Source organism: Tenacibaculum holothuriorum (genome assembly GCF_002120225.1).
Taxonomy (GTDB): domain Bacteria; phylum Bacteroidota; class Bacteroidia; order Flavobacteriales; family Flavobacteriaceae; genus Polaribacter; species Polaribacter holothuriorum.
Genome location: NZ_LAPZ01000011.1, coordinates 97,307 through 119,251, shown reverse-complemented (window position 1 = coordinate 119,251; position 21,945 = coordinate 97,307). Strand labels below are relative to the sequence as shown.

The 21,945-nt window shown below is 30.7% G+C and carries 20 protein-coding genes; 12 read left to right on the top strand and 8 right to left on the bottom strand.

Annotated features, from left to right (window positions below):
- Positions 1-2 precede the first annotated feature (2 nt).
- From WH52_RS11530 to WH52_RS11515, 4 genes are all read right to left on the bottom strand, one after another.
- Positions 3-521 (bottom strand): thioredoxin family protein, encoded by a 519-nt coding sequence (locus WH52_RS11530; RefSeq protein WP_086031100.1) that lies wholly within the window; start codon positions 519-521, stop codon positions 3-5.
- A gap of 97 nt (positions 522-618) precedes the next feature.
- Positions 619-2,379, bottom strand: coding sequence for a peptide MFS transporter (locus WH52_RS11525; RefSeq protein ID WP_086031099.1), 1,761 nt, complete (start codon positions 2,377-2,379; stop codon positions 619-621).
- 71 nt (positions 2,380-2,450) lie between these two features.
- The gene (locus WH52_RS11520; protein WP_086031098.1) at positions 2,451-3,875 is read right to left on the bottom strand and encodes a peptide MFS transporter; all 1,425 of its coding nucleotides are present in this window, start codon (positions 3,873-3,875) and stop codon (positions 2,451-2,453) included.
- 9 nt (positions 3,876-3,884) lie between these two features.
- Entirely contained in the window at positions 3,885-6,032 is a 2,148-nt protein-coding gene (locus tag WH52_RS11515; protein WP_086031097.1) for a S9 family peptidase, read from the bottom strand.
- A 142-nt stretch (positions 6,033-6,174) separates the two neighbouring features.
- On the opposite strand from WH52_RS11515, the gene WH52_RS11510 reads away from it, so the two are divergent.
- From WH52_RS11510 to WH52_RS11500, 3 genes are read left to right on the top strand one after another with little or no spacing between them, the layout of a single operon-like run.
- Positions 6,175-7,908 (top strand): hydroxymethylglutaryl-CoA reductase, degradative, encoded by a 1,734-nt coding sequence (locus WH52_RS11510; protein ID WP_086031096.1) that lies wholly within the window; start codon positions 6,175-6,177, stop codon positions 7,906-7,908.
- Positions 7,908-8,849 carry a GYDIA family GHMP kinase gene (locus WH52_RS11505; RefSeq protein ID WP_086031095.1) on the top strand — a complete coding sequence of 314 codons (942 nt, stop codon included), beginning with the start codon at positions 7,908-7,910 and terminating at the stop codon, positions 8,847-8,849. Before WH52_RS11510 ends, WH52_RS11505 begins: the two co-directional genes overlap by 1 nt.
- Entirely contained in the window at positions 8,849-10,060 is a 1,212-nt protein-coding gene (locus WH52_RS11500; RefSeq protein ID WP_086031094.1) for a BaiN/RdsA family NAD(P)/FAD-dependent oxidoreductase, read from the top strand. The genes WH52_RS11505 and WH52_RS11500 overlap by 1 nt, the downstream gene beginning before the upstream one ends.
- On the opposite strand, the gene WH52_RS11495 is transcribed toward WH52_RS11500, so the two are convergent.
- Positions 10,057-10,290 (bottom strand): hypothetical protein, encoded by a 234-nt coding sequence (locus WH52_RS11495; protein ID WP_086031093.1) that lies wholly within the window; start codon positions 10,288-10,290, stop codon positions 10,057-10,059. The genes WH52_RS11500 and WH52_RS11495 overlap by 4 nt on opposite strands.
- Positions 10,291-10,354: 64 nt before the next feature.
- The gene (locus WH52_RS11490) at positions 10,355-10,723 is read right to left on the bottom strand and encodes a MotA/TolQ/ExbB proton channel family protein (RefSeq protein WP_086031092.1); all 369 of its coding nucleotides are present in this window, start codon (positions 10,721-10,723) and stop codon (positions 10,355-10,357) included.
- 213 nt (positions 10,724-10,936) lie between these two features.
- Here WH52_RS11490 and WH52_RS11485 point away from each other — a divergent pair, with 213 nt between their 5' ends.
- From WH52_RS11485 to WH52_RS11455, 7 genes are read left to right on the top strand one after another with little or no spacing between them, the layout of a single operon-like run.
- A complete protein-coding gene (locus WH52_RS11485; RefSeq protein WP_086031091.1) occupies positions 10,937-11,995 on the top strand; it encodes a sensor histidine kinase in 1,059 nt (352 codons plus the stop codon).
- Positions 11,988-12,698 (top strand): LytR/AlgR family response regulator transcription factor, encoded by a 711-nt coding sequence (locus tag WH52_RS11480; RefSeq protein WP_086031090.1) that lies wholly within the window; start codon positions 11,988-11,990, stop codon positions 12,696-12,698. The genes WH52_RS11485 and WH52_RS11480 overlap by 8 nt, the downstream gene beginning before the upstream one ends.
- Positions 12,699-12,732: 34 nt before the next feature.
- Complete coding sequence (locus tag WH52_RS11475) at positions 12,733-13,812, top strand: diphosphomevalonate/mevalonate 3,5-bisphosphate decarboxylase family protein (protein WP_086031089.1); 1,080 nt, start codon at positions 12,733-12,735, stop codon at positions 13,810-13,812.
- Positions 13,813-13,832: 20 nt separating this feature from the next.
- The gene (locus WH52_RS11470) at positions 13,833-14,327 is read left to right on the top strand and encodes a toxin-antitoxin system YwqK family antitoxin (RefSeq protein ID WP_086031138.1); all 495 of its coding nucleotides are present in this window, start codon (positions 13,833-13,835) and stop codon (positions 14,325-14,327) included.
- A gap of 50 nt (positions 14,328-14,377) precedes the next feature.
- Complete coding sequence (locus WH52_RS11465; protein ID WP_086031088.1) at positions 14,378-15,304, top strand: mevalonate kinase family protein; 927 nt, start codon at positions 14,378-14,380, stop codon at positions 15,302-15,304.
- 19 nt (positions 15,305-15,323) lie between these two features.
- Positions 15,324-16,241 carry a geranylgeranylglycerol-phosphate geranylgeranyltransferase gene (locus WH52_RS11460; RefSeq protein WP_086031087.1) on the top strand — a complete coding sequence of 306 codons (918 nt, stop codon included), beginning with the start codon at positions 15,324-15,326 and terminating at the stop codon, positions 16,239-16,241.
- A gap of 51 nt (positions 16,242-16,292) precedes the next feature.
- Positions 16,293-17,126, top strand: a complete 834-nt coding sequence (locus tag WH52_RS11455; RefSeq protein ID WP_086031086.1) for a pseudouridine synthase — start codon at positions 16,293-16,295, stop codon at positions 17,124-17,126.
- Between the two features lie 38 nt (positions 17,127-17,164).
- Here WH52_RS11455 and WH52_RS11450 read toward each other — a convergent pair whose 3' ends face one another.
- The gene (locus WH52_RS11450) at positions 17,165-19,495 is read right to left on the bottom strand and encodes a TonB-dependent receptor domain-containing protein (protein WP_086031085.1); all 2,331 of its coding nucleotides are present in this window, start codon (positions 19,493-19,495) and stop codon (positions 17,165-17,167) included.
- A 210-nt stretch (positions 19,496-19,705) separates the two neighbouring features.
- Between WH52_RS11450 and WH52_RS11445 the strand changes: the two genes are divergently transcribed.
- Both WH52_RS11445 and WH52_RS11440 read left to right on the top strand, forming a co-directional pair.
- Positions 19,706-20,782 (top strand): sensor histidine kinase, encoded by a 1,077-nt coding sequence (locus WH52_RS11445; RefSeq protein ID WP_233131559.1) that lies wholly within the window; start codon positions 19,706-19,708, stop codon positions 20,780-20,782.
- 1 nt (position 20,783) lies between these two features.
- Positions 20,784-21,500 (top strand): LytR/AlgR family response regulator transcription factor, encoded by a 717-nt coding sequence (locus tag WH52_RS11440; protein WP_086031084.1) that lies wholly within the window; start codon positions 20,784-20,786, stop codon positions 21,498-21,500.
- A gap of 34 nt (positions 21,501-21,534) precedes the next feature.
- Here the strand turns inward: WH52_RS11440 and WH52_RS11435 are convergent, their stop codons facing one another.
- The gene (locus WH52_RS11435; RefSeq protein WP_086031136.1) at positions 21,535-21,894 is read right to left on the bottom strand and encodes a heavy-metal-associated domain-containing protein; all 360 of its coding nucleotides are present in this window, start codon (positions 21,892-21,894) and stop codon (positions 21,535-21,537) included.
- Positions 21,895-21,945: the final 51 nt, after the last annotated feature.

Here is a 21,945-nt window from a genome sequence, read left to right as displayed (position 1 = left end):
TTTTACATAGAACTTTTAAAGTTCTTTGAAAAATCTTTCCAAGGTGTGTTTTTGTATGCGTCTCCACTAAAATATGCAAGAATCTTTTCGAAACGCTCTTTAGTTAAATATCCAGGAACTGTTTGAATTAATTGTTCATCTGCATTAAAAAAAGCTGTTGATGGATAACTCATTTTTCCTTTCATAATAGCTGCCGCTAATTCATGATATTTACTTCTTCCTTGTTGAACAAATTTAAACGTTTTACCTTTAAAACTAATATCGTTCTTTCCTTCACCATCCATTTTTACAGCGTAATAGTTATCATTAATAAACTTAACTATTGTACCATCTTTATAGGTTGTAGCGTCCATTTTTTTACACCAACCACACCAATCTGTATATAAATCTACTAAAATTGGTTTCGGATTTTCTTTGTTTTTAGCCAAAGCTTCTTCAAAAGTTAACCAATTTACTTCTGCTTGCGCATAAGATTGAACCGATGCCAATAATACAACTGCTAATAAAATAATTTTTCTCATGCCTCTTTAGTCTCAATAAGTGTTCCAAATTTACAAAAAAACCTATCAAGTTTTTACTCTTGATAGGCTTTTAGTATATTTTAACGTTTGTAAACTATTACTTTACTCCGTGCATTAATTTTTTAATTACAGGGTATAAGACAGCCGATAATACAGCTAATCCTAAAGAAACAAAAGTTAACAACCAGAAGAAGCTACTTAATCCTTGTTCTTGTGCAATTGCCTCAGAAGACTCTGCAAAAACACCCGCTAGCTTCATACCAATTGCAACTGCTAAATACCAAATACCAAACATAAATGCAATCATACGTCCTGGCACCAATTTAGACACATAAGACAACGCTACTGGAGAGACACACAATTCACCCATTGTATGGAAAAGGTATACTAAAATTAACCAAATCATACTTACCGATGCTGTTTTAGCCCCTGGTTCAATTCCTGCAGATCCTACAGCAACACAAGCCATACCTAATGCTAATAATCCCATACCAATTGCCCACTTCATATTTGCATTTGGATTATACTTACTCTCCCACCATTTTGAAAATAATGGTGCTAGTGTGATAATAAATAATGAATTTAATATTGAGAACCAAGATGCTGGAACTTCAGTTGTATCTTTTTGAAATTCTGTAGAAAGCATCCATAATGCAATTGCCCAAACAATAACAAAACTTAATGCTAAGAAAATATTAGACCACGCATACTTTGCAAAAGTCTTTTTAAATAATAAGTATAATACCCAAGTAATGATACCTAAAGGTACTATGGTCATTAAAGAGTTTACTATTTTAAAGATCATTCCTGCACTACCTTCTAAAGTTCTTTGTGTATAATCTTTAGCAAATACTGTTAACGAACTTGGTGACTGTTCAAAAATTGCCCAGAAGAAGATAGTAACAAAAGCAAAGAAAATTACCGCTAACATTCTATCTCTTAAAACTGGTGTATACTTTGGAATTCTAATTACTAATAAAGCAACAAAAAGCGCTAAGGCGGTTAAAATAGCAAAAGTTGATCCTGATAATCCACCTACTTCAAATGGTAATAAATTATATTTTCCTTCAGATATTTTTGATACTGGATCATTAAAGATGTAAATCAATCCTAATAAAGAAGAAATTGCAATCATTACTTTTTGAACTCCTGTAAAAGGGTTTCTTCCTTCTTCAGTTGATTCTTCAGCTGTAACATCATCAATTAAATCTACATTTTTATTCTTAGGTCCATCACCTATCTTTCCAAAAATTCCTTGAGCGAACCAGAATTGTAACATTCCGAATAGCATAAAAATACCTGCTACTCCGAATCCCCAAGACCATCCTACTTTTTCTCCTAAGTAACCACAAAGTAAAATTCCTAAGAATGCTCCTGCATTTACTCCCATATAGAAAATCGTATAGGCTCCATCTTTCTTCTCTTCTTTACCTTTGTACATTTCAGAAATAATAGAAGTCATGTTTGGCTTAAAAAAACCACTACCTATTACTAAAAATCCTAAACCTGCATAAATAAAGAAAGGAGTTTCTACTGCCATACATCCATGACCAACAGTCATTAATACAGCTCCCCAAACTACGGCTTTTCGAATACCAATAACATTATCTGCAAAATAACCTCCAACCATAGTAGATAAATATACTAAAGCTGTATACGTACCAAAGATTGCGTAAGCCCATTCTCTTGGCCACCCCCAACCTTCATCCATTAATGATGCGGTAAAAAATAAGATTAATAGTGCACGCATTCCATAGTAAGAAAAACGCTCCCACATTTCAGTAAAAAACAATACAAACAATCCTGCTGGATGCCCTAAAACTTTGTCTTTAAATAGATTCTCTATATCTGTATTCATATTATAAGTATATATAATTTAACATAACAAACCTCGTAATAGAAGTATTACGAGGTTTGGTTTTTATTATTCTAGTTTTGATCTGCTAATTCAAATCCTTCAGCTTCTTCATTCTTAGTTCCCTTAATATCTTCTGCTCCATGCGTTAAACGCTTTAATGGCTTTAAGATTAAAAGGATTAAAATTCCAAATATTGTACAGAAAATAGCAATACCTGTAAATACTTGAAATTCTCCTGCTCCTTCTGAAAGTTCTCCTACAAGACCCGCTACTTTATTTCCTAGTCCAGTAGCAGCAAAATATGCTCCCATCATAAATGATGCATACTTAACTGGTGCTAATTTTGTGATAAAAGATAGTGCTACCGGAGAAGCACATAATTCACCAATAGTATGGAATAAATATGCTAATACTAACCAAATCATTGCTGACTTTTGAACTATTTCATCTCCTTCCATTACTACTTCCATACTAGCTTTACTCATAAAAAAGAATCCAAATGCCATTATAATAACACCCACTGCCATTTTAAACAACGATGAAGACTCTTTACCTTTTCTCCCCCATTTATACCAAAAATTTGCTACAAAGGTTCCTAAGGTAATTATAAAAAAAGCGTTAATTGACTGAAAAACAGCCGCAGGTACTTCATTACCAATTAAAGGCAACGAAAAAGACAGCATTCTATCGGTCTTTTGTTCTGTATATAAACTCATTAACCCTCCTGCTTGCTCAAATGCTCCCCAGAAAACTATGATAATTAAGAATGATAGGAACATTACTAACATTCTATCTTTTTCAATGCTAGTCAATGGTTTTTTCATTAATTCTTTATCTGGTGAATCTTTTTTCCCTAAAAAATCACCTACTCCTTCTAAGTATTTTAAACCGTACATATATACAATTTGACCTAAAGCCATACCTATACCTGCTAAACCAAATCCGTAGTGCCATCCCCATTTAGCAGCAACAGCTCCAACAAGAAGCGCTCCTAAAAATGCCCCTAAGTTAATTCCTATGTAAAAAATATAAAATCCTTTATCTCTTCTGTCATCTCCAGGTTTGTATAACCCTCCTACCATTGTTGAAATGTTAGGCTTTAAAAACCCTACACCAACAACGATTAGAATTAAACCAGTAAAAAATGCCCATTGTGCATCTATTGCTAAAATACCATGTCCTAAACACAACAATAAACCTCCAAGCATTACAGCTTTCTTCTGTCCTATAAACTTATCAGCAATCCAACCTCCTGGGATAGACATTAAATAAACAAACATTGTATATGTTCCATAAAATGAAAGTGTTTCTGCATTTGACCAACCATACCCCGATTGAGGATCTCCTAATAGGATTGGTGCTGCTAAAAATAACGTTAGAATTGCTCTCATACCATAGTATGAAAAACGTTCCCACATTTCTACAAAGAATAATACATAAAGACCTTTAGGATGTCCCCAAAGTTCTTCTTTATTTGCTTGTTTAATTGTACTCATGGTAAATTATTATAAGTTGTTTTTAATAAAGTTTGTCATTTTAGTATACAAGTGTAAACGTGTATTTCCACCGTAAATTCCGTGATTCTTATCTGGATACATACCCCATTCGAATTGCTTGTTAGCCTGAATTAATGCTTCTGCCATTCGATATGCATTTTGCACGTGTACATTATCATCTCCAGTACCGTGAATTAACAGGTATTTTCCTTTTAATAATTCTGGGTAATTTAATGGCGAATTATCATCGTATCCTGAAGGGTTTTCTTCTGGCGTACGCATATAACGTTCTGTATAAATTGTATCGTAAAACCTCCAAGTAGTTACTGGTGCTACAGCTATAGCAGTTGAGAAAACATCGTTTCCTTTTAGTAAGCAATTTGTACTCATATGACCTCCAAAAGACCAACCCCAAATTCCAATTCTCTTTGCATCTACATATGGTAATTCAGCTAATTTCTTCGCTACTGCTATTTGATCTTCAGTTTCATGTTTCACTAAGTTCATATAGGTTACTTTCTTAAAATCGCGCCCCTTATAACCTGTTCCCCTACCATCAACACACACAATGATATATCCATCTTGTGCTAACATTTGGTGCCAATAATCGTTAGAGCCATTCCAACGGTTCGCTACTTGCTGAGACCCTGGTCCAGAATATTGATACATCAATACTGGGTATTTTTTATTAGGGTCGAAGTTAATAGGTTTTATGGTATACATATTTAACTCTTCACCATTAACATTAATAGTAGAGAATTCTTTTTTACTTAAGTTATACTGAGCAATTGTTTCTTTTAAAGCTGCGTTATCTTTAATAGTTTTCAACACTTTTCCGTCAGCATTTCTTAAAGTGTATACGTTTGGTGTATTAGCATCAGAAAATGTATTGATAAAATAGTGCATATTCTTACTGAACGAAGCTCTATTTGTCCCATCTGGATTACTTAACAACTTCTTATTTTTTCCTTTTAAAGAAATACTATACACTCCTCTATTAATAGAACCATTTTCTACAGACTGGTAATAAATAGTCTTCTTCTTTGGGTTGATTCCGTAATAAGAAGTTACTTCCCAATTACCTTTAGTAACTTGATTGATTAATTTACCATCTTTCGCATAATGATAAATGTGATTATATCCATCTTTTTCACTAGTCCAAATAAAACTATTATCATCTAAGAAGGTTAAATCATCAGTAACATCTACATATGCTTTATCAGTTTCGTTTAAAATTAAAGAACTATTAAAAGTTGTAGCATTTACGAAATACATTTTTAAATCATTTTGATGACGATTTAATGTACGAACTGCTAATGTATTTGCTTCTTTTGTCCAATTAATTCTAGGGATATATTCGTAATCTCCTACTCTAATCTCAGCAGTTTTATTAGTATTTAATGAAAAAATATGCAACGTTACTTTTGCATTTTCTTCACCTGCTTTTGGATACTTGAATACATGTTGACTTGGGTATTTATCTTTCCCGTAAACATCCATCGAAAAAGTTTTCACTTTACTTTCATCAAAACGTAAATACGCTAAATTCTTACTATCTGCACTCCAATCGAAAGCTTTTACAAAACCAAATTCTTCTTCATACACCCAATCTGTAATACCGTTAATAATTTCGTTCTTTTTACCGCTATTTGTAATTTGGTAAATAGTTTCGTCTTTAGAATAATCCTTAATATATAAGTTATTCTCTTTAGCGTATGCTATTTTCTTACTATCTGGAGAAAATGTTGGTTCTTGAATATTTTCCCCAATTAACGACAGTGACTTTGAGGCAATATCATACACATAAAAAGTCCCAGTGTATGAATGACGAAATATTTGCTTAAAGTTAGTTCCTAAAATTAACTTTGTTTCGTCATTGTTAAATGAATATGACTGAATATACTGTATTCCGTTTAAGTCTTTACTATTTACAATAGTTGCTACTTTTTCTAACGTTTTATAACTGTATTTATCTACAGTTGAACCCTCTTTACTATAATTGAGAAGTGAATAAAAATCTCCGTTCATGGAGTTTAAGGAGTTCATATAATCGGCTCTAAATGTGCCTTTTTTCCAAATATCTTCTAGAGTGATGTCTTTTTTCTGAGCTTGTAAAAGTGAAGTAATACTCAAAAAAAAGATTAACAATTTCTTCATTTATCGTTGTTGTTTAAATAAAAAGTTTGCCAAGTTTACGGAAAAATCATCAAAAATCGCACCTAAAAAGTTAGAAATCCAGAATATGAAAGCGATTTTAACAGGATTCATTTATCTTTGAACCACCAAAAATGATGATAGAATGTCGAAAATTATTTCAGGATTTTCAAAACTCACCAAAGAAGAAAAAATTGATTGGTTAGCAAAAACTTACTTTGACAACCAACCCGAAATTATACAAACACTAAAACAATATTGGAATGTAGATGCTTCTTTACAACAATTACACGATGATTTTATTGAAAATACTATCACCAATTTTTACATGCCGTATGGTATTGCTCCAAACTTTGTAATTAATGGTCGTGATTATGTAATACCAATGGTGGTTGAAGAAAGCTCAGTGGTAGCCGCAGCTTCTTTAGTTGCTAAATATTGGAGTACGCGAGGTGGTTTTAAAACAGAAGTTATTTCTACCACTAAAATTGGTCAAGTACATTTTATGTATGCTGGTAATAAAAAGGAATTAGAGACATATTTCAATCAACAAAAAACTGAATTATATGCTGCGACTGCTTCCATCACAAAAAACATGGAAAAACGTGGTGGTGGAATTTTAGACATTCAATTAGTTGACAAAACTGATAAGCTTGCTAATTATTATCAGCTTCATGTAACGTTTGAAACCAAAGATTCTATGGGTGCGAATTTCATCAATTCGTGCTTAGAAGCTATGGCTAAACAATTTCAAAAAGACGATATTGAAATTGTAATGAGCATCCTTTCTAACTATGTTCCAAAATGTTTAGTAAGAGCAGAAGTTAGTTGTAAAGTAGAAGAATTAGGTGGTGAAAATCCAGAGAAATTTGCTCAAAAATTCGAGCAGGCAGTTAAAATTGCAGAAATTGAACCTTATCGTGCTGTTACTCATAATAAAGGAATTATGAACGGTATTGACGCTGTGGTTTTAGCAACAGGAAACGATTTTAGAGCTATTGAAGCTGGAGCACACGCCTATGCTTCGAAAGATGGACAGTATAAAAGTTTAACACATTGCGAAGTTAAAGACGGAATTTTCAGATTTTGGATTGAAATCCCATTAGCTTTAGGAACCGTTGGTGGATTAACCGCTTTACACCCTATGGCTAAATTATCTTTAGATATGATGGGGTGTCCATCAGCAAGAACTTTAATGCAAATTATGGCAACTGCTGGTTTAGCACAAAATTTTGCTGCTTTACGTGCTTTAACTACCAAAGGAATTCAGCACGGACATATGAAAATGCATTTACAAAACATCTTAAATCAGCACAATGCAACAGCTGAAGAAAAAGAAGCGATTTCAAAATATTTTGAAAACCGAACAGTTTCTCACAGCGCAGTAGTTGAAAAGATAAATTCTTTACGTAAACCCAAAGTAAACTGGATAGATTTTCTAAATAAAGAAGAACTTTCAGAAAAACTCACAAAACTAAATGCTGATTCTAAACCATTATTTGGTAAAATGAATGGACAACAAATGATTGAGCACTTAGGTTTTTTACTAAGAATTTCTAACGGAAGAATTGATACTGGAATTTTTGTTTCTGATGAAAAGTCTGCAAGAAGAAAACCTTTCTTAGATACTGATGGTGAAATTCAAGCAGGTTTTAAAGCACCAATGTTATCAGAAGAACCTTACCCTGCAAAATATAGTTCTATTGAAGAATCTATAAATGATTTGTTTACTCAAATAGATACTTTTGAAACTTATTTCAAAGAAAACCCAAACAATAGTATAACACATCCTTTCTTCGGAGAGTTAGATTATGAATACTGGAAAAAGTTTCATGTAAAACATTTTACACATCACTTTAAACAATTTGGATTAGTATAATGCAGTTTTACAGTAACGGAAAACTTTTACTTACAGGTGAATATGTAGTTTTAGACGGAGCTACATCTTTGGCTGTACCCACAAAATTTGGTCAAGATTTAGTAATTGAACCTATTAAAGAACCTCAACTAATTTGGGGAAGTTTTACACATACTGGCGATTGTTGGTTTGAAGCTAGTTTCGATTTACCTAAACTACGTTTAACTTCAGCTACATTTAATTCAGACAAAGAAGGAAGTGCTGAATTTATTGCTGAAACACTTCGCGATTTATTACAAGAAGCCAAACGTTTAAATCCAGATTTTTTAAGTAACAATAATGGTTATATTGTAAAAACTAACTTAACCTTCCCTAGAGATTGGGGATTAGGAAGTTCTTCTACTTTAATCAATAATATAGCTACATGGGCAGAAGTAAATCCGTTTACACTTTTATGGAATGCTTTTTCTGGAAGTGGTTATGATATTGCTTGTGCTAAACATAATACACCTATTTTTTATCAATTGGAAAAGACTTCGACTACGCTCAGTCAACCAATCGTTACACCTCTTGAATTTAAACCAAGTTTTTCAGACGAATTATTTTTTGTGTATTTAAATCAGAAACAAAACAGTAGAGATGGAATTGCTCAATACAGAAAAAACAATTCAAATATCCAGCAAGAGATAAAAGATATTTCAGAATTATCTCAAGAATTTATCAATGCAACTTCTTCTAAAGACATTGATAAAATTATTGTTGAACATGAAAGAATAATTAGTTCAATAATCAAATTGAATCCTGTAAAAAACTCATTATTTTTTGGCTATTTCGGGGAAATAAAAAGTCTTGGTGCTTGGGGTGGCGATTTTGTTCTAGCAACTGGTAACGAAGACACTCCGAAATATTTTCGACAAAAAGGATTTGATACAATTATCCCTTATTCTAAAATGGTTATATAATGAAAAAAGTAGTTATAATTGGTGGTGGTGCAGCTGGTTTTTTCACAGCGATAAACGCTAAAGAACAAAACCCTGACTTAGACATTACTATTCTTGAAAAGGGAAAGGAAGTTTTACAAAAAGTAAAAATTTCTGGTGGAGGTCGTTGTAATGTTACTCATGCTTGCTTTGAACCTAAAGAACTAACAAAATTCTACCCTCGTGGAGAAAAAGAGTTATTAGGTCCTTTTCATCAATTTATGACTGGAGATACTTTTGAATGGTTCGAAAACAAAGGTGTCCCTCTTAAAATTGAAAGTGATAATCGTGTTTTTCCAGAAGCAAACACTTCACAAGCTATTATTGATTGTTTTCAAAACGCTGTAAAAGACCTCGGCATTAAAGTATTAAAAAATCATGGTGTACTTTCTATTGAAAAACAAAATGAACAATGGGTAGTTAACACTAAAGAAAAAACTTTTAAAGCCGATTATTTAGTAGTTGCAGCTGGTAGTAGTAAAAAAGTTTGGGATTTAGCTAAAACCTTAGATCATTCTATCATTAATCCAGTTCCATCGCTATTTACTTTCAACATAAAAGATAAAAGAATTTTAGATTTAGGTGGGATTTCAGTTCCAAATGCAACGGTTAAAATCTTAGATGCAAAATTAGAAAACTATGGTCCTTTATTAATCACTCATTGGGGATTAAGCGGGCCCGCTGTTTTGAAACTATCTGCTTTCGGGGCTCGAATTTTAGCAGAGAAAAGTTACCAATACAACGTTGAAGTAAATTGGTTGGGAAGTGATACCTCTGACACATTAGAAGAACTTCAGCAATTAAAAAAGCAACAGGCTAAAAAACAAGCGAGTTTAAAATCTCCTTTTACAGAAATACCAAGAAGATTGTGGGAACGCTTTGTTGAAGCATCAGGAATAAAACAAAACCAGAATTGGGGAGATTTAAACAATAAGCAATTACAAAACTTAGCAAGTCAACTAACAAAATCGGTTTTTGAAGCTAACGGAAAATCTACTTTTAAAGAAGAGTTTGTTACCGCTGGTGGTGTAGATTTAAAAGAAATCAATTTTAAACGTTTTGAAAGCAAGTTTCATAAAAACTTATTCTTTGTGGGTGAAGTTTTAAACATTGATGCCGTTACTGGTGGGTTTAACTTTCAAAACGCTTGGACTGGTGGATGGATTTGTGCTAAAGCAATTGCTGAAGATTAAGCTAGTTCTCCTCTATGGGGCTTTAAGGCATCTCTAAACGTTTTCATATAAGTTTCGTCAACTGTAATAAAAGCATACGTATGCATTGGGTTTACTTCTTTATAATCTACTTCATGGTATGGTAAGTTATCTATTTGCGTGAATTCTTTTAAGTGAATACAGTGATGTTTTGCTATCTCTAAACCTTCTGGACCTTTAAAATCCCAAATTAATTTTATCTTTCTACTCATATAACAAAAATACCCAATTCTGTTGAGAACTGAGTATTGAAAATTAACTAAGTAAAATTAGTATTTAATTCTTTTTAAGAGTTAAGCCTATAATTCCTAAACGAGCAATTAAGAAAATAAACATTCCATAAGTAGGGCACAATAACGCTACTTTTAATCCTCCTGCCAATACTTGTGGACTGACATCATTAGCAATAGATATTGAATCAAAAGCTCCTATTAATCCTATCATTTGTCCCAAAAAACCCCAAACCAAAGCAAACAACCCAACATGGTGTACAATTTTTTGAAGTTTCCCAGAAGCATCTCCTTTTACGAAAGAAAATATTATTAAACCTATACAAATAAGCATCATTAAAAACAATGGATACATAAAAACTGGACCTCCTTCGTTTAATCTATCGAAAAACTGACCAAAAAATAAAAAATTCATAGTTGTAAAATTTTAATGTTAATATGCTTCAAATGTATTTTAGATTATAACTCAATTAGTTTTATTTCGATGTCTTACAATATAGATTCCTAAATCTACAGTTTTTTATCGACAACCAGTAAAATTGTAATTCGTCTTGTGTTTTTTGAATTTTATCGCAAAATATGCTGTGTTTTTAAAAAAAGAAAGATATTGCACTAAAGATTATTTAGCGTGGTAAAAACATCATCAATATTAAAGTGGTTAATTACTGCTGCGGTTCATATTATTTTTTGGATTGGAGTCTATTTTTTCTACACTTATTTTTTAGGTTACGGAACTAACAATACAAACTATGTAAATAAGTTTTCCTTATTTCTAATGCCAATTACTATTTGCACTAGTTATTTCTTTTTATTCTTTTTAATTCCCAAATATTTACTGCAAAAAAAACAAGTTTTATTCATTCTGTATACTGTATACACGTTTATTATTTCTTCTTTTTTTATAATACTATCAATCTTATACGGGCTTATTTTTTCATACGATTTAACAACCAACGATGCTTCTCCTTTAACTAAAACATTACCATTTATAGTCTTTGGAGTATATTTTATAGTCCTTGTGGTAATTATGCTGGGTATGGTCATGCATAATTATCAATCGGCATTAAAAAGCGAGGATTTAAGAAGTAAGTTTTTAGCTACTCAGCTACAACTAAAAGAACAAGAATTAAAGTTTTTAAAAATGCAGATTCATCCTCATTTTTTATTCAACACTTTAAATACTTTGTATGGATTTGCTCTTAAGAAATCAGACACAACTCCAAACATGATTTTAAAACTTTCTAATCTTCTCGACTATATTCTCTATCAAGTTGACAAACCTTTTGTTTTATTATCAGACGAAATAAAACATATTGACGATTATATTTCTCTTGAAAAAATGAGATTTCAAGATAGTTTATCTGTGAAATTTGAGAAAGAATTTCATCAGCAAAACATAAAAATTGCCCCCATGTTATTGCTACCTTTTGTTGAAAATGCTTTTAAACATGGAACATATCAAGATGATGTTTTAACCATTAATATTGATTTAGTAACTCAAGAAGATAAATTGTTTTTTTCGATAACAAATTCTGCAAAAACCAATACAAATACTAAAAAAGGAATTGGTTTAGAAAACATTAAAAAACGCCTAGAAATGTTATATAAAGAACAATCTTCTCTAACAATTAATCAAACCGAAAATAAATTTTTGGTTAACTTAATTATACCTTTACAAAATGAGTAATAAACTAAACTGTGTAATTGTTGATGACGAGCCTATCGCAAGAGAAATTTTAACTTCTTTTGTCGAAAAAACGCCAAATCTTAATTTAATTGCTACTTGTAAAAATGCAATTGAAGCACTACAAATTGCGCAAAATAATCTTGTCGATTTATTTTTCTTAGATATTAATATGCCAGAAATTACAGGTTTAAGTTTAGCAAAAATCATCAATAAAAAATCGCATATAATTTTTACAACAGCGTATAGAGAATATGCTGTTGATGGTTTTGACTTACAAGCTACCGACTATTTATTAAAGCCAATTTCTTTTGATCGTTTTTTACAAGCCATTCAACGAATTACACAAAAAGATCAAATTCAACAAAATAATAATTCTGAAAAAGAAAACACTAAAGACTTTATTTTTGTGAGAGTTGAGAGAAAAATGGTTAAGGTTAACTTTTCAGACATTCTTTACATAGAAAGTTTAAGTGACTACATAAAAATTCATACGCAAAAAGAAACTTTTGTAACCAGAGAAACCATTAGTAATATTGAAACAAAACTGCCTAACAACAAATTCATAAGAGTTCATAGATCTTTTATTGTTTCATTATCTAAAATTTCATCTTACACTACAGAAACTATTGAAATTGAAAACAAAGCAATTCCCATTAGTAGAAGCTATAAAGACTGTGTTATACAAAAATTAGCAGAAGTATAAGTGATATGCTATCTTTACACCAAAATTTTTAGCATTGAATACGCAAAACTTCATTCCGAATACATTCACAAACACAGTAGAAAAAGTAACTTTTTCATGGCAAACACCAAGTAATATTGCATTGGTAAAATATTGGGGAAAAACAGATCCTCAATTACCTAAAAATGCATCTATAAGTTTTACACTAAACAATTGCCATACAAAAACTTCTATTGAGTTTACTAAAACAGAAAAAAACTCAACTGTTGAGTTTGAATTATTCTTTGAAGGAAAAAAGAAAGACGATTTTAAACCTAAAATCGCAAAGTTTTTTGATAGAATTAAAGAGTACTGTCCATACATTTTTGAGTATAAAATGGTTATTAATTCTGAAAACTCTTTTCCTCACAGTAGCGGAATTGCTTCTTCCGCAAGCGGAATGAGCGCCATTGCTATGTGCTTATTAAGTTTAGAAAAAGAACTAAACCCTACTATTACTGAAGACTACTTCAATCAAAAAGCCTCATTTTTAGCTCGTTTAGGATCAGGAAGTGCTAGTAGAAGTATTGAGGGACCATTAATAGTTTGGGGAGAACATCCAGAAATTGAAGGAAGTTCAGATTTGTATGGGGTTCAATTTCCTTATAAAGTTCATCCTATTTTTGAGAATTATCAAGACGCGATATTGTTAGTAGACAAAGGTGAAAAGCAAGTTTCTTCAACCGTTGGTCATAATTTAATGCATAATCATCCATATGCAGAAAATCGTTTTAAACAAGCAAACGATAATCTTGGAAAGCTTTCAACAATTCTTCAAAACGGAGATATTAAAGAATTCATTAACCTAATTGAAAGTGAAGCTTTAACATTACATGCAATGATGCTAACAAGTAATCCGTATTTTATTTTAATGAAACCAAATACTTTAGAAATCATTAATAAAATATGGGAGTATAGAGCAGAAACAAATAGTAACATTTGCTTTACTTTAGATGCAGGAGCAAATGTTCACGTACTGTATCCAAACAATGAAAAAGAGTCTGTAAACGAGTTTATTAAGAATCATTTAGCACTTTACTGCCAGAAAAATCAGTATATTTGTGATAATGCGGGTTTTGGCGCGCAAAAACAATAACTTAAAACTCCCTTTAAATTATGAAAACTTCAACATTAATATTACTAATGTTTGTTGGGTTTTTAACATATAATGTAACGGCTCAAGAAACTATTTGGTTCGACGCAAATTGGAAAGAAACCAATAAAGAAAATGCAGAATACTACAGACCTACTCCTAAAAAACAAGACAACGGTTTTTGGATTATAGATTACTACAAAAATGGTAATGTGCAAATGGAAGGCTTTAGTAAAACCAATGTACCACACGAAGAAAAATTTGATGGATTGGTTTTATACTACCACAAAAATGGAAAACCTTTTCATAAAGCCAACTACAAAAATGGAGTTTTAGACGGAGTACGAAAAGTTTTTTACGAAAGTGGTGATTTAAAAGAGCAAGGAAAATACAAAGAAGGAAAACGCGACGGCATATGGAAAACCTTCTATAAAAACGGAAAAATAGAAACAAAAGGAAAATATAGAAATGGTGAAAAAGTAGGGGTTTGGAAAACCTTTTACAAAAATGTTTATTAAACCTCTTTTAACTAACATTTTATATATATTTGTCGAGTAATTAAAACACTATGAAAGGACCTTTATTTTACGCCAAAATACTTCTATTTGGAGAATACGGAATCATTAAAGATTCTAAAGGGCTTGCTATACCTTTTAATTCTTACAAAGGAGCGTTAAAATCAGCAAAAAACTTATCAGGAGAAGCATTAAAATCAAACCAAAGTTTAGCTAATTTCTATAATTATTTAGAAAACTTAGATACCGAAATTGTATCGTTTGATTTAAAAACTCTTAAAGAAGACGTTGAGGCTGGGTTATACTTTGAATCATCAATTCCTCAAGGTTATGGTGTAGGTAGTTCTGGAGCTTTAGTTGCTTCTATTTATGAGCAATATGCAAACGATAAGATTACTGTTTTAGAAAACCTAACTAGAGATAAGCTTTTAAAATTAAAAGAAATCTTCTCTTTAATGGAATCTTTTTTCCATGGAAAGAGTTCTGGATTAGATCCATTAAATTCATATTTAAGCTTACCGATATTAATCAACTCAAAAGAAAACATAGAACCTGCTGGAATTCCATCTCAAAAAGAAGGAAAAGGAGCTGTATTTTTATTAGACTCTGAACAAATAGGGGAAACTGAACCTATGGTTAACATCTTTATGAATAAGATGAAAAACGAAGGGTTTAGAAAAATGTTGAGTGAAGAATTCGTTACCCATACAGACGCTTGTATAGATGATTTCTTAAAAGGTAATGTTTCATCTTTATTTGGTAACGTAAAGAAATTATCTAAAGTAGTTTTAGCTAATTTTAAACCAATGATTCCTACAGCATTTCATAAGGTTTGGGAAAAAGGCATTCAAACAAACGATTATTATTTAAAGCTTTGCGGATCTGGTGGTGGAGGCTATATTTTAGGCTTTACTGAAGACTTTGAAAAAGCTAAAAACAGCTTAAAAGATTATAAATTAGAAGTAGTTTATCGTTTTTAAAACTTGATTACTTTGCGCTATGGAAGTAACAAAAAGAAAATCGTTTTTTTTTAAACTATTCAGTCTTTTATCTGTAGTAAGAGGATACAATATATTAGTATTAATAGCAGCTCAATATTTAGCTGCTATTTTTATTTTCTCACCTGAAAAGTCTATCAAATCTGTAATTTTTGATTTAGACTTACTCTATTTAGTACTCGCCACAGTAAGTGTAATTGCTGCGGGTTATATCATCAATAATTTTTACGATAAAAAATCTGATAGAATTAATCGCCCTCTAAAAACAGGAATAGATTCACATGTAAAACAAGAAACCAAACTCTCTTTATATTTTCTATTAAACTTTATCGGATTCACTTTCGGGTGGTTTGTTTCTTGGAGAGCAGGCATATTTTTTGCCACTTATATCTTTGGAATTTGGCTGTACTCACATAAACTTAAACGCTATCCTTTGGTAGGTTTACTAAGTGCTTCTGTTTTAACTATACTTCCTTTTTTTGTAGTTTTTATTCATTATAAAAATTTTTCAAAAGTAATTTTTGTACATGCTACTTTTCTATTCTTAGTTATTATGGTTAGAGAACTTGTAAAAGATTTAGAGAACATTAAAGGAGCAATAGCCAATAATTACAATACGTTTCCTGTTCAATACGGAGAAAAGAATACTAAAAAAACAATACTACTTCTTTTAACACTTACTTTAATTCCTGTTGCAGTTTTATTTAATTATCCTGCAATACAATACATGAAGTATTATTTTTATTTTGCTACCGTTGTTTTATTATTTACTGGTTTTTACATTTTTAAAGCAGAGCATAAAAAGCAATACACCTTACTTCATAACATCTTAAAAATCTTATTATTAATAGGAGTTTTTAGTTTACTTTTTATCGATCCTTCTTTAATTTTAAATAAAGTAGTAAAGGTTTTACATTAAAAATCAAATATTTAGCATACCTTTGCACGCATTTTTTAATAAACATTCATAATGAATAGAAAAAACTCGTCGAGAGGACGACAAGCTGATCGAAACAGCAATCCTCAAGGAAAGAAAAACTTCAAAAGAGATTTTAGAAAACCTAAGAGCACCCCAAAACCTGCTGAAAAGGAAAATACAGGAGTTCGTTTAAATAAGTTCATTTCTAATTCTGGTATTTGTTCTCGTCGTGAAGCTGATACTTACATTGAACACGGTAGTGTTTCTGTAAACGGTAAGTTGGTTACTGAAATGGGATACAAAGTACAACCTACAGATGAAGTTCGTTTCGATGGAACTTTAATTTCAATGGAACAAAAGCGTTATGTTTTATTGAATAAACCTAAAAACTACATTACTACTATGGAAGATGATCGTGGTAGAAAAACGGTAATGGAGTTGGTACAAAACGCTACAAAAGAACGTATTTATCCTGTTGGTCGTTTAGATAGAAATACCACTGGATTATTACTATTTACCAATGATGGCGAATTAGCTAAAAAACTTACACATCCAAAACATAATGTACGTAAATTATATCATGCTTCTTTAGATAAAAAATTATCATTAGCAGATTTAGAAAAGTTGCGTGGTGATGTAATTATTGAAGGTCGCAAGGTTTTTATTGATGCCGTTTCTTATGTAGAAGGTGAAAGAAAAACAGAAGTTGGAATTGAAATTCACTCAGGTAGAAACAGAATTGTTCGTAAAATATTTGAACATTTCGGATACCATGTTGTAAAATTAGATCGTGTGATTTTTGCTGGTTTAACTAAGAAAAATTTACCTCGCGGCAGATGGAGAGAGTTAACAAATCAAGAAATTAACACACTACAAATGTTATAATAAAAAAACCGAGCTATTTGCTCGGTTTTTTTATGGATTTAATCTGGTAAACGATCTCTATCTTTTTTTGTTCTATTAAATCTATATGTAAAAGTTATGGATGAAAAACGCCCTATTGGTCTTTCGTATCTATAAGCAGTATAATCTTCACCTGTAATTAATCTTTTTCTAATATTAGAATCAAAAATATTATTCATGTTAAGGGTTACAGTAGCTTTATCATTCCAAAAATCTTTACTTATACCTAAATCTGCTCTGTACTGACCTTCAGTAAACACTTGTCCACTTTGTCTTTCTCCTTGATAGTTAAAACTGTATTGTATCGTTAGCTTAGAGAACTTCATTCTTGAATTCAATCGTGTAGACCACGCATTATCATCTACAGTATAAATACCTCTTTGGCTAAACCCAAAGTAATTAAACTCACTCGATAAACGCCACCATTTGTATGGAGAAAATCTAACTGCTAGTTCTGCTCCGTATCTTTTTTCTGTTCCTGAATTGATTGGTTTTGAAACTAATGCTCCAAAAGAGTTAGCTGTAATCAACGTTTCGAACACATTAGTTGTTCTCTGATAATATATAGAAGGATTAATTGTAAATCTTTTCCATCGTTTTAAAAATCCTAATTCATAAGAATTGGTATACATAGGGTTTAAATCAGGATTCCCAACTCTTATATTCCTTCTATCTGAAATTCCGCCAAACGGATTTAAATGCCAAAAACTAGGGCGACGAATTCTTCTACTATAGCTTAACTGTAAATTAGTTGCATCGGTAAAATTATACGTTAAGTGAGCTGTTGGAAATAAATCGGTATAACTTTTATCTGTTTTAAATTGATTCTTTCTGTCTGTACTTCCTGTATTAGCGTGTTCAGCACGTAAACCTACTAAATACTGTAATTTATTTTTACGATTTCCGTATTGAATATAAGCCCCATAAATACGTTCGTTATATTTTAATAAGTTATCTAAACTATCAACTAAAACTGTATTATCCCAAACTTTATAATCACTATCAATATTTCTAATTTCACCTTTAACCCCCATTTCTACATGCGATTTTTTGGTAATTGGTAATTTAAAATCCGATTGAAACAAGAAATCTTTACTACTCTCAACATCTCTACTTTGCAAGGTTTTAATTGCTGTGTTCGTTGGAAATACTTGTTGCTCTTTTACAAACTCATTTTCATCATCATTCCAAAAATCATATTGGAGATTCAAAGTGAATTTTTGTCCTTTTTTGTCAAAGGTTTTTACGTAGTTAAATTCAATTTGATTTGCTTTTTGGGGTTCTCTATAACTTTCTTGTGTTACAACTCTACTGTCTACTTGTTGTGAACTATTTAAAAAATCAAAAGCATAATCTACAGTGTTTCTACTCAAATTATTTCTGTAGTAATAACTTAATGTTAGAGTATTTTTATCGTTAATATAATAATCGCTTCCAAAATAAAGGTTTAGAGTATTCATTCTACGCGTTCTATTGGTGGTTCTGTTAGAAAATGAAATAACGTTCTTATTATTATCAAAATTTGTTCGGTTTAAAAAACCATTTCCACTAAAACTTATATAACGATAACCGATATTAGAAAACAAATTAAACTTTTCCTTTTTATAATTTACATTATAATTAATCCTATGGTTATCTGGTATCCCTGTAGTTAATTGAAGTGAGCTTCCAAAACGACCTTTTGTATTTTTCTTTAAAACAATATTGATAATTCCTGCTGTACCTTCAGCATCGTATTTTGCAGATGGATTTGTAATAACTTCTACTTTCTCTATCGTTTCTGAGGGAATAGATTCTAATCCATTATTTGCTGTTAAAACAGAAGGTCTTCCATTAATTAAAACACGTACGTTAGGATTCCCTCTTAAACTCACTCCGCCTTCAATATCTACATTTACAGAAGGAACATTATTTAATACATCTGTAACTGAACCTCCTTTAGAAATTAAATCTTTCCCTACATTAAAAACACGTTTATCTAATTTATATTCTGTAGTAGATTTTTCAGCAGTTACTTCAACTTCATCTAACTTTTCAGCATCTTCTACTAAGAAAAAAGTTGGAATAGTTTGATTATTACTTAACGTAATATTTTCAATTGATTTATTCTTAAAACCAATAAACTCTACTTTAATAGTATATGTTCCTTTTTTAGTTTTTATGGTGTATTGTCCGTTTTCATTTGTAGTTTCTCCAGCTATAATTTTGTTAGTTTTTGAATCTGTTAAAATAACAGTTGCAAACTCTAAAGGTTGGTTAGAGGTTTGCTCTAGCACTTTTCCTTTAATAGTTACCTGAGCACTTATAACTATTGAGCTTAACACCATAAATATGTAGCATATTGTTTTCATTTTCTTAAATTTAAATTATACCACAAATGTGAGTTATTGTATTAAGGCATATTTTTCAAATAGATAAACTGGCAAGAAAAATCGACGTTTATAACTCTTTTTACAGATCGAATTAGTTAAGGAGTAAAAAAGCTGTGTTTAGGTGTAAAAAATTAAGTTTCGTCTACTTATACTAGTATATGAAGGAATAGCTTTTATTTTTGTAAGAGCATGGACACATTGAATAAACTTTCAGTACAAATTAAGAACAACAGAGTTTTACGTCATATTTTATTTTGGACTATACTCTTTTCCTTAGATTTATTTAGGGACATTATTATAAATGAGAAAAATCAGCATTTTACTATTGTTGAGGGCTTAATTTTTAACGCCATAGGTTTTTCAACACAAATAATTTCCTCATATTTTATAGCCTATTTTTGGATACCTAAATTTGTTAAAACTAAAAAGTATATTCTATCAATTCTAGTATTTGTTATTGCTATATATCTTTTAGGAGTTTTAAGTAGAATTTTAGTAGTGCATGTAGGTGAACCTTTAGTAAGAATTCCTCCTTTTGAACAAGAATCAATAAGAGAAATTTTTACAGATTACAGATGGTTATTAGCGAAATACATTCCTAATATCTTGTTGAATTCTTTGGTGTTTGTTGCTGTAAAATATTATTTTGAAGATGAAAGAGAAAAATCAAACAAATTAGCTTTAGCAAAAGAAAAATCTGAGATAGAATTAAGAACGTTGAAAGGTCAATTAAATCCACATTTTTTATTCAATACTTTAAATAATATTTATTCGCTTTCTATTATAAACTCACCTAAAACATCAACTTCTATAAGTAAATTATCAGAAATTTTAGATCATGTTTTATATAGATGCAACGGAAAATACGTATTACTATCGAGCGAAATAGAATTGTTAAAGAACTTTATTGAATTAGAAAAGTTACGATACGATGACCGATTAAAAGTTACTTTTACTGAAGATATTGAAAACGACACTGAAATTCCTCCTTTAATTTTATTGTCTTTGGTAGAAAACGCTTTTAAGCATGGAGCTGGAGAAGACAGTGGTTCACCCCAAATTAATATCCATGTATCTAATAAAGATGCTAAATTTACTTTTAAGATAATGAATACTGTTTCTAAAGATTATCAACCAGACAATAAAGGAAATATAGGTTTACTAAATGTTAGAAAGCAATTGGATTTAATTTATAATGTTAATTATACTTTAAATATCGTAGAAACAGACAATAAATTTGAAGTAACTTTAATAGTGAAGCAATAATATGGCTACAAAAATAAAATGCTTATTAGTAGACGACGAACCTTTAGCAATTAAACTTTTAGAAAAACACATCGCTAAAATTGAAAGTTTAGAGGTAGTTGCAACTTGCAATAATGCCATTAAAGCTTTTGAAATATTAAATACCAAACAAGTAGATTTATTGTTTTTAGATATAAAAATGCCCAATTTAACTGGTATTGATTTTTTAAAAACATTAAAAAATCCACCTAAAACAATTTTCACAACAGCATATAGAGATTATGCCATAGAAAGTTATGACTTGGGAGTGATAGATTATTTACTCAAACCTATAACTTTCGAACGTTTTTTTAAAGCTATAGATCGCTTTTTAAAAGACAACACTACTCAAACTGAAGTCATTTCAAAGAAGAATACTCCCGATGATTTTATGCTGATAAAATCTGGCAGCAAGTTTCATAAAGTAGTTGTAGAAGATATTTTGTTTATAGAAAGTTTAAAAGACTACATAAAAATTCATACAGTTAACGACAAAAGAATTGTTTCAAAATATCGAATAAGTGAAATAGAAGAAGAATTAAAAGATAAAAGCTTTCTACGAGTACATCGCTCATACATTATTAATATCGACAAAATATCTGCTTTTACTGTAAATGATATTGAAGTAGATTCAACAGAAATTCCTATTGGAGCTAGTTACAAAGAAAAGGTTGTTTCTTTTTTAAAAGAATGGAAATAAAAAACCGAGCAAATTGCTCGGTTTCTTTTTTACTTTACTGTTTATGATCACCTACAATCTCTTCGTCTCTATATTTACAACAAGGATGTAAAGCATCATACGCCTCTTTAGTAGCTTTTACCGCTTTTGTATCATGTCCTACATCAGCCATTTTTTGCTGAACTGTTTTCAAATCTGTTTTACGTTCATCAATAATTAAATTTAACTGATGCGTTTTCACATTCCAATTTGCAAACTTTACACCCTTAGTATTTAAAGCAGCTTTTTCTATACGCTTTTTACACATCATACAAACACCATCTACTTCAAAAGAAACTTTAGCGTTCTTCTTTTTTTTCTGAGCTGACACACTAACAGTTAACAGCATTACTAATACAACTAATATTTTTTTCATTTGACTAATTTTAATTAATTTTTTATTTTCTGATTCTCTCAACGAGAGTTC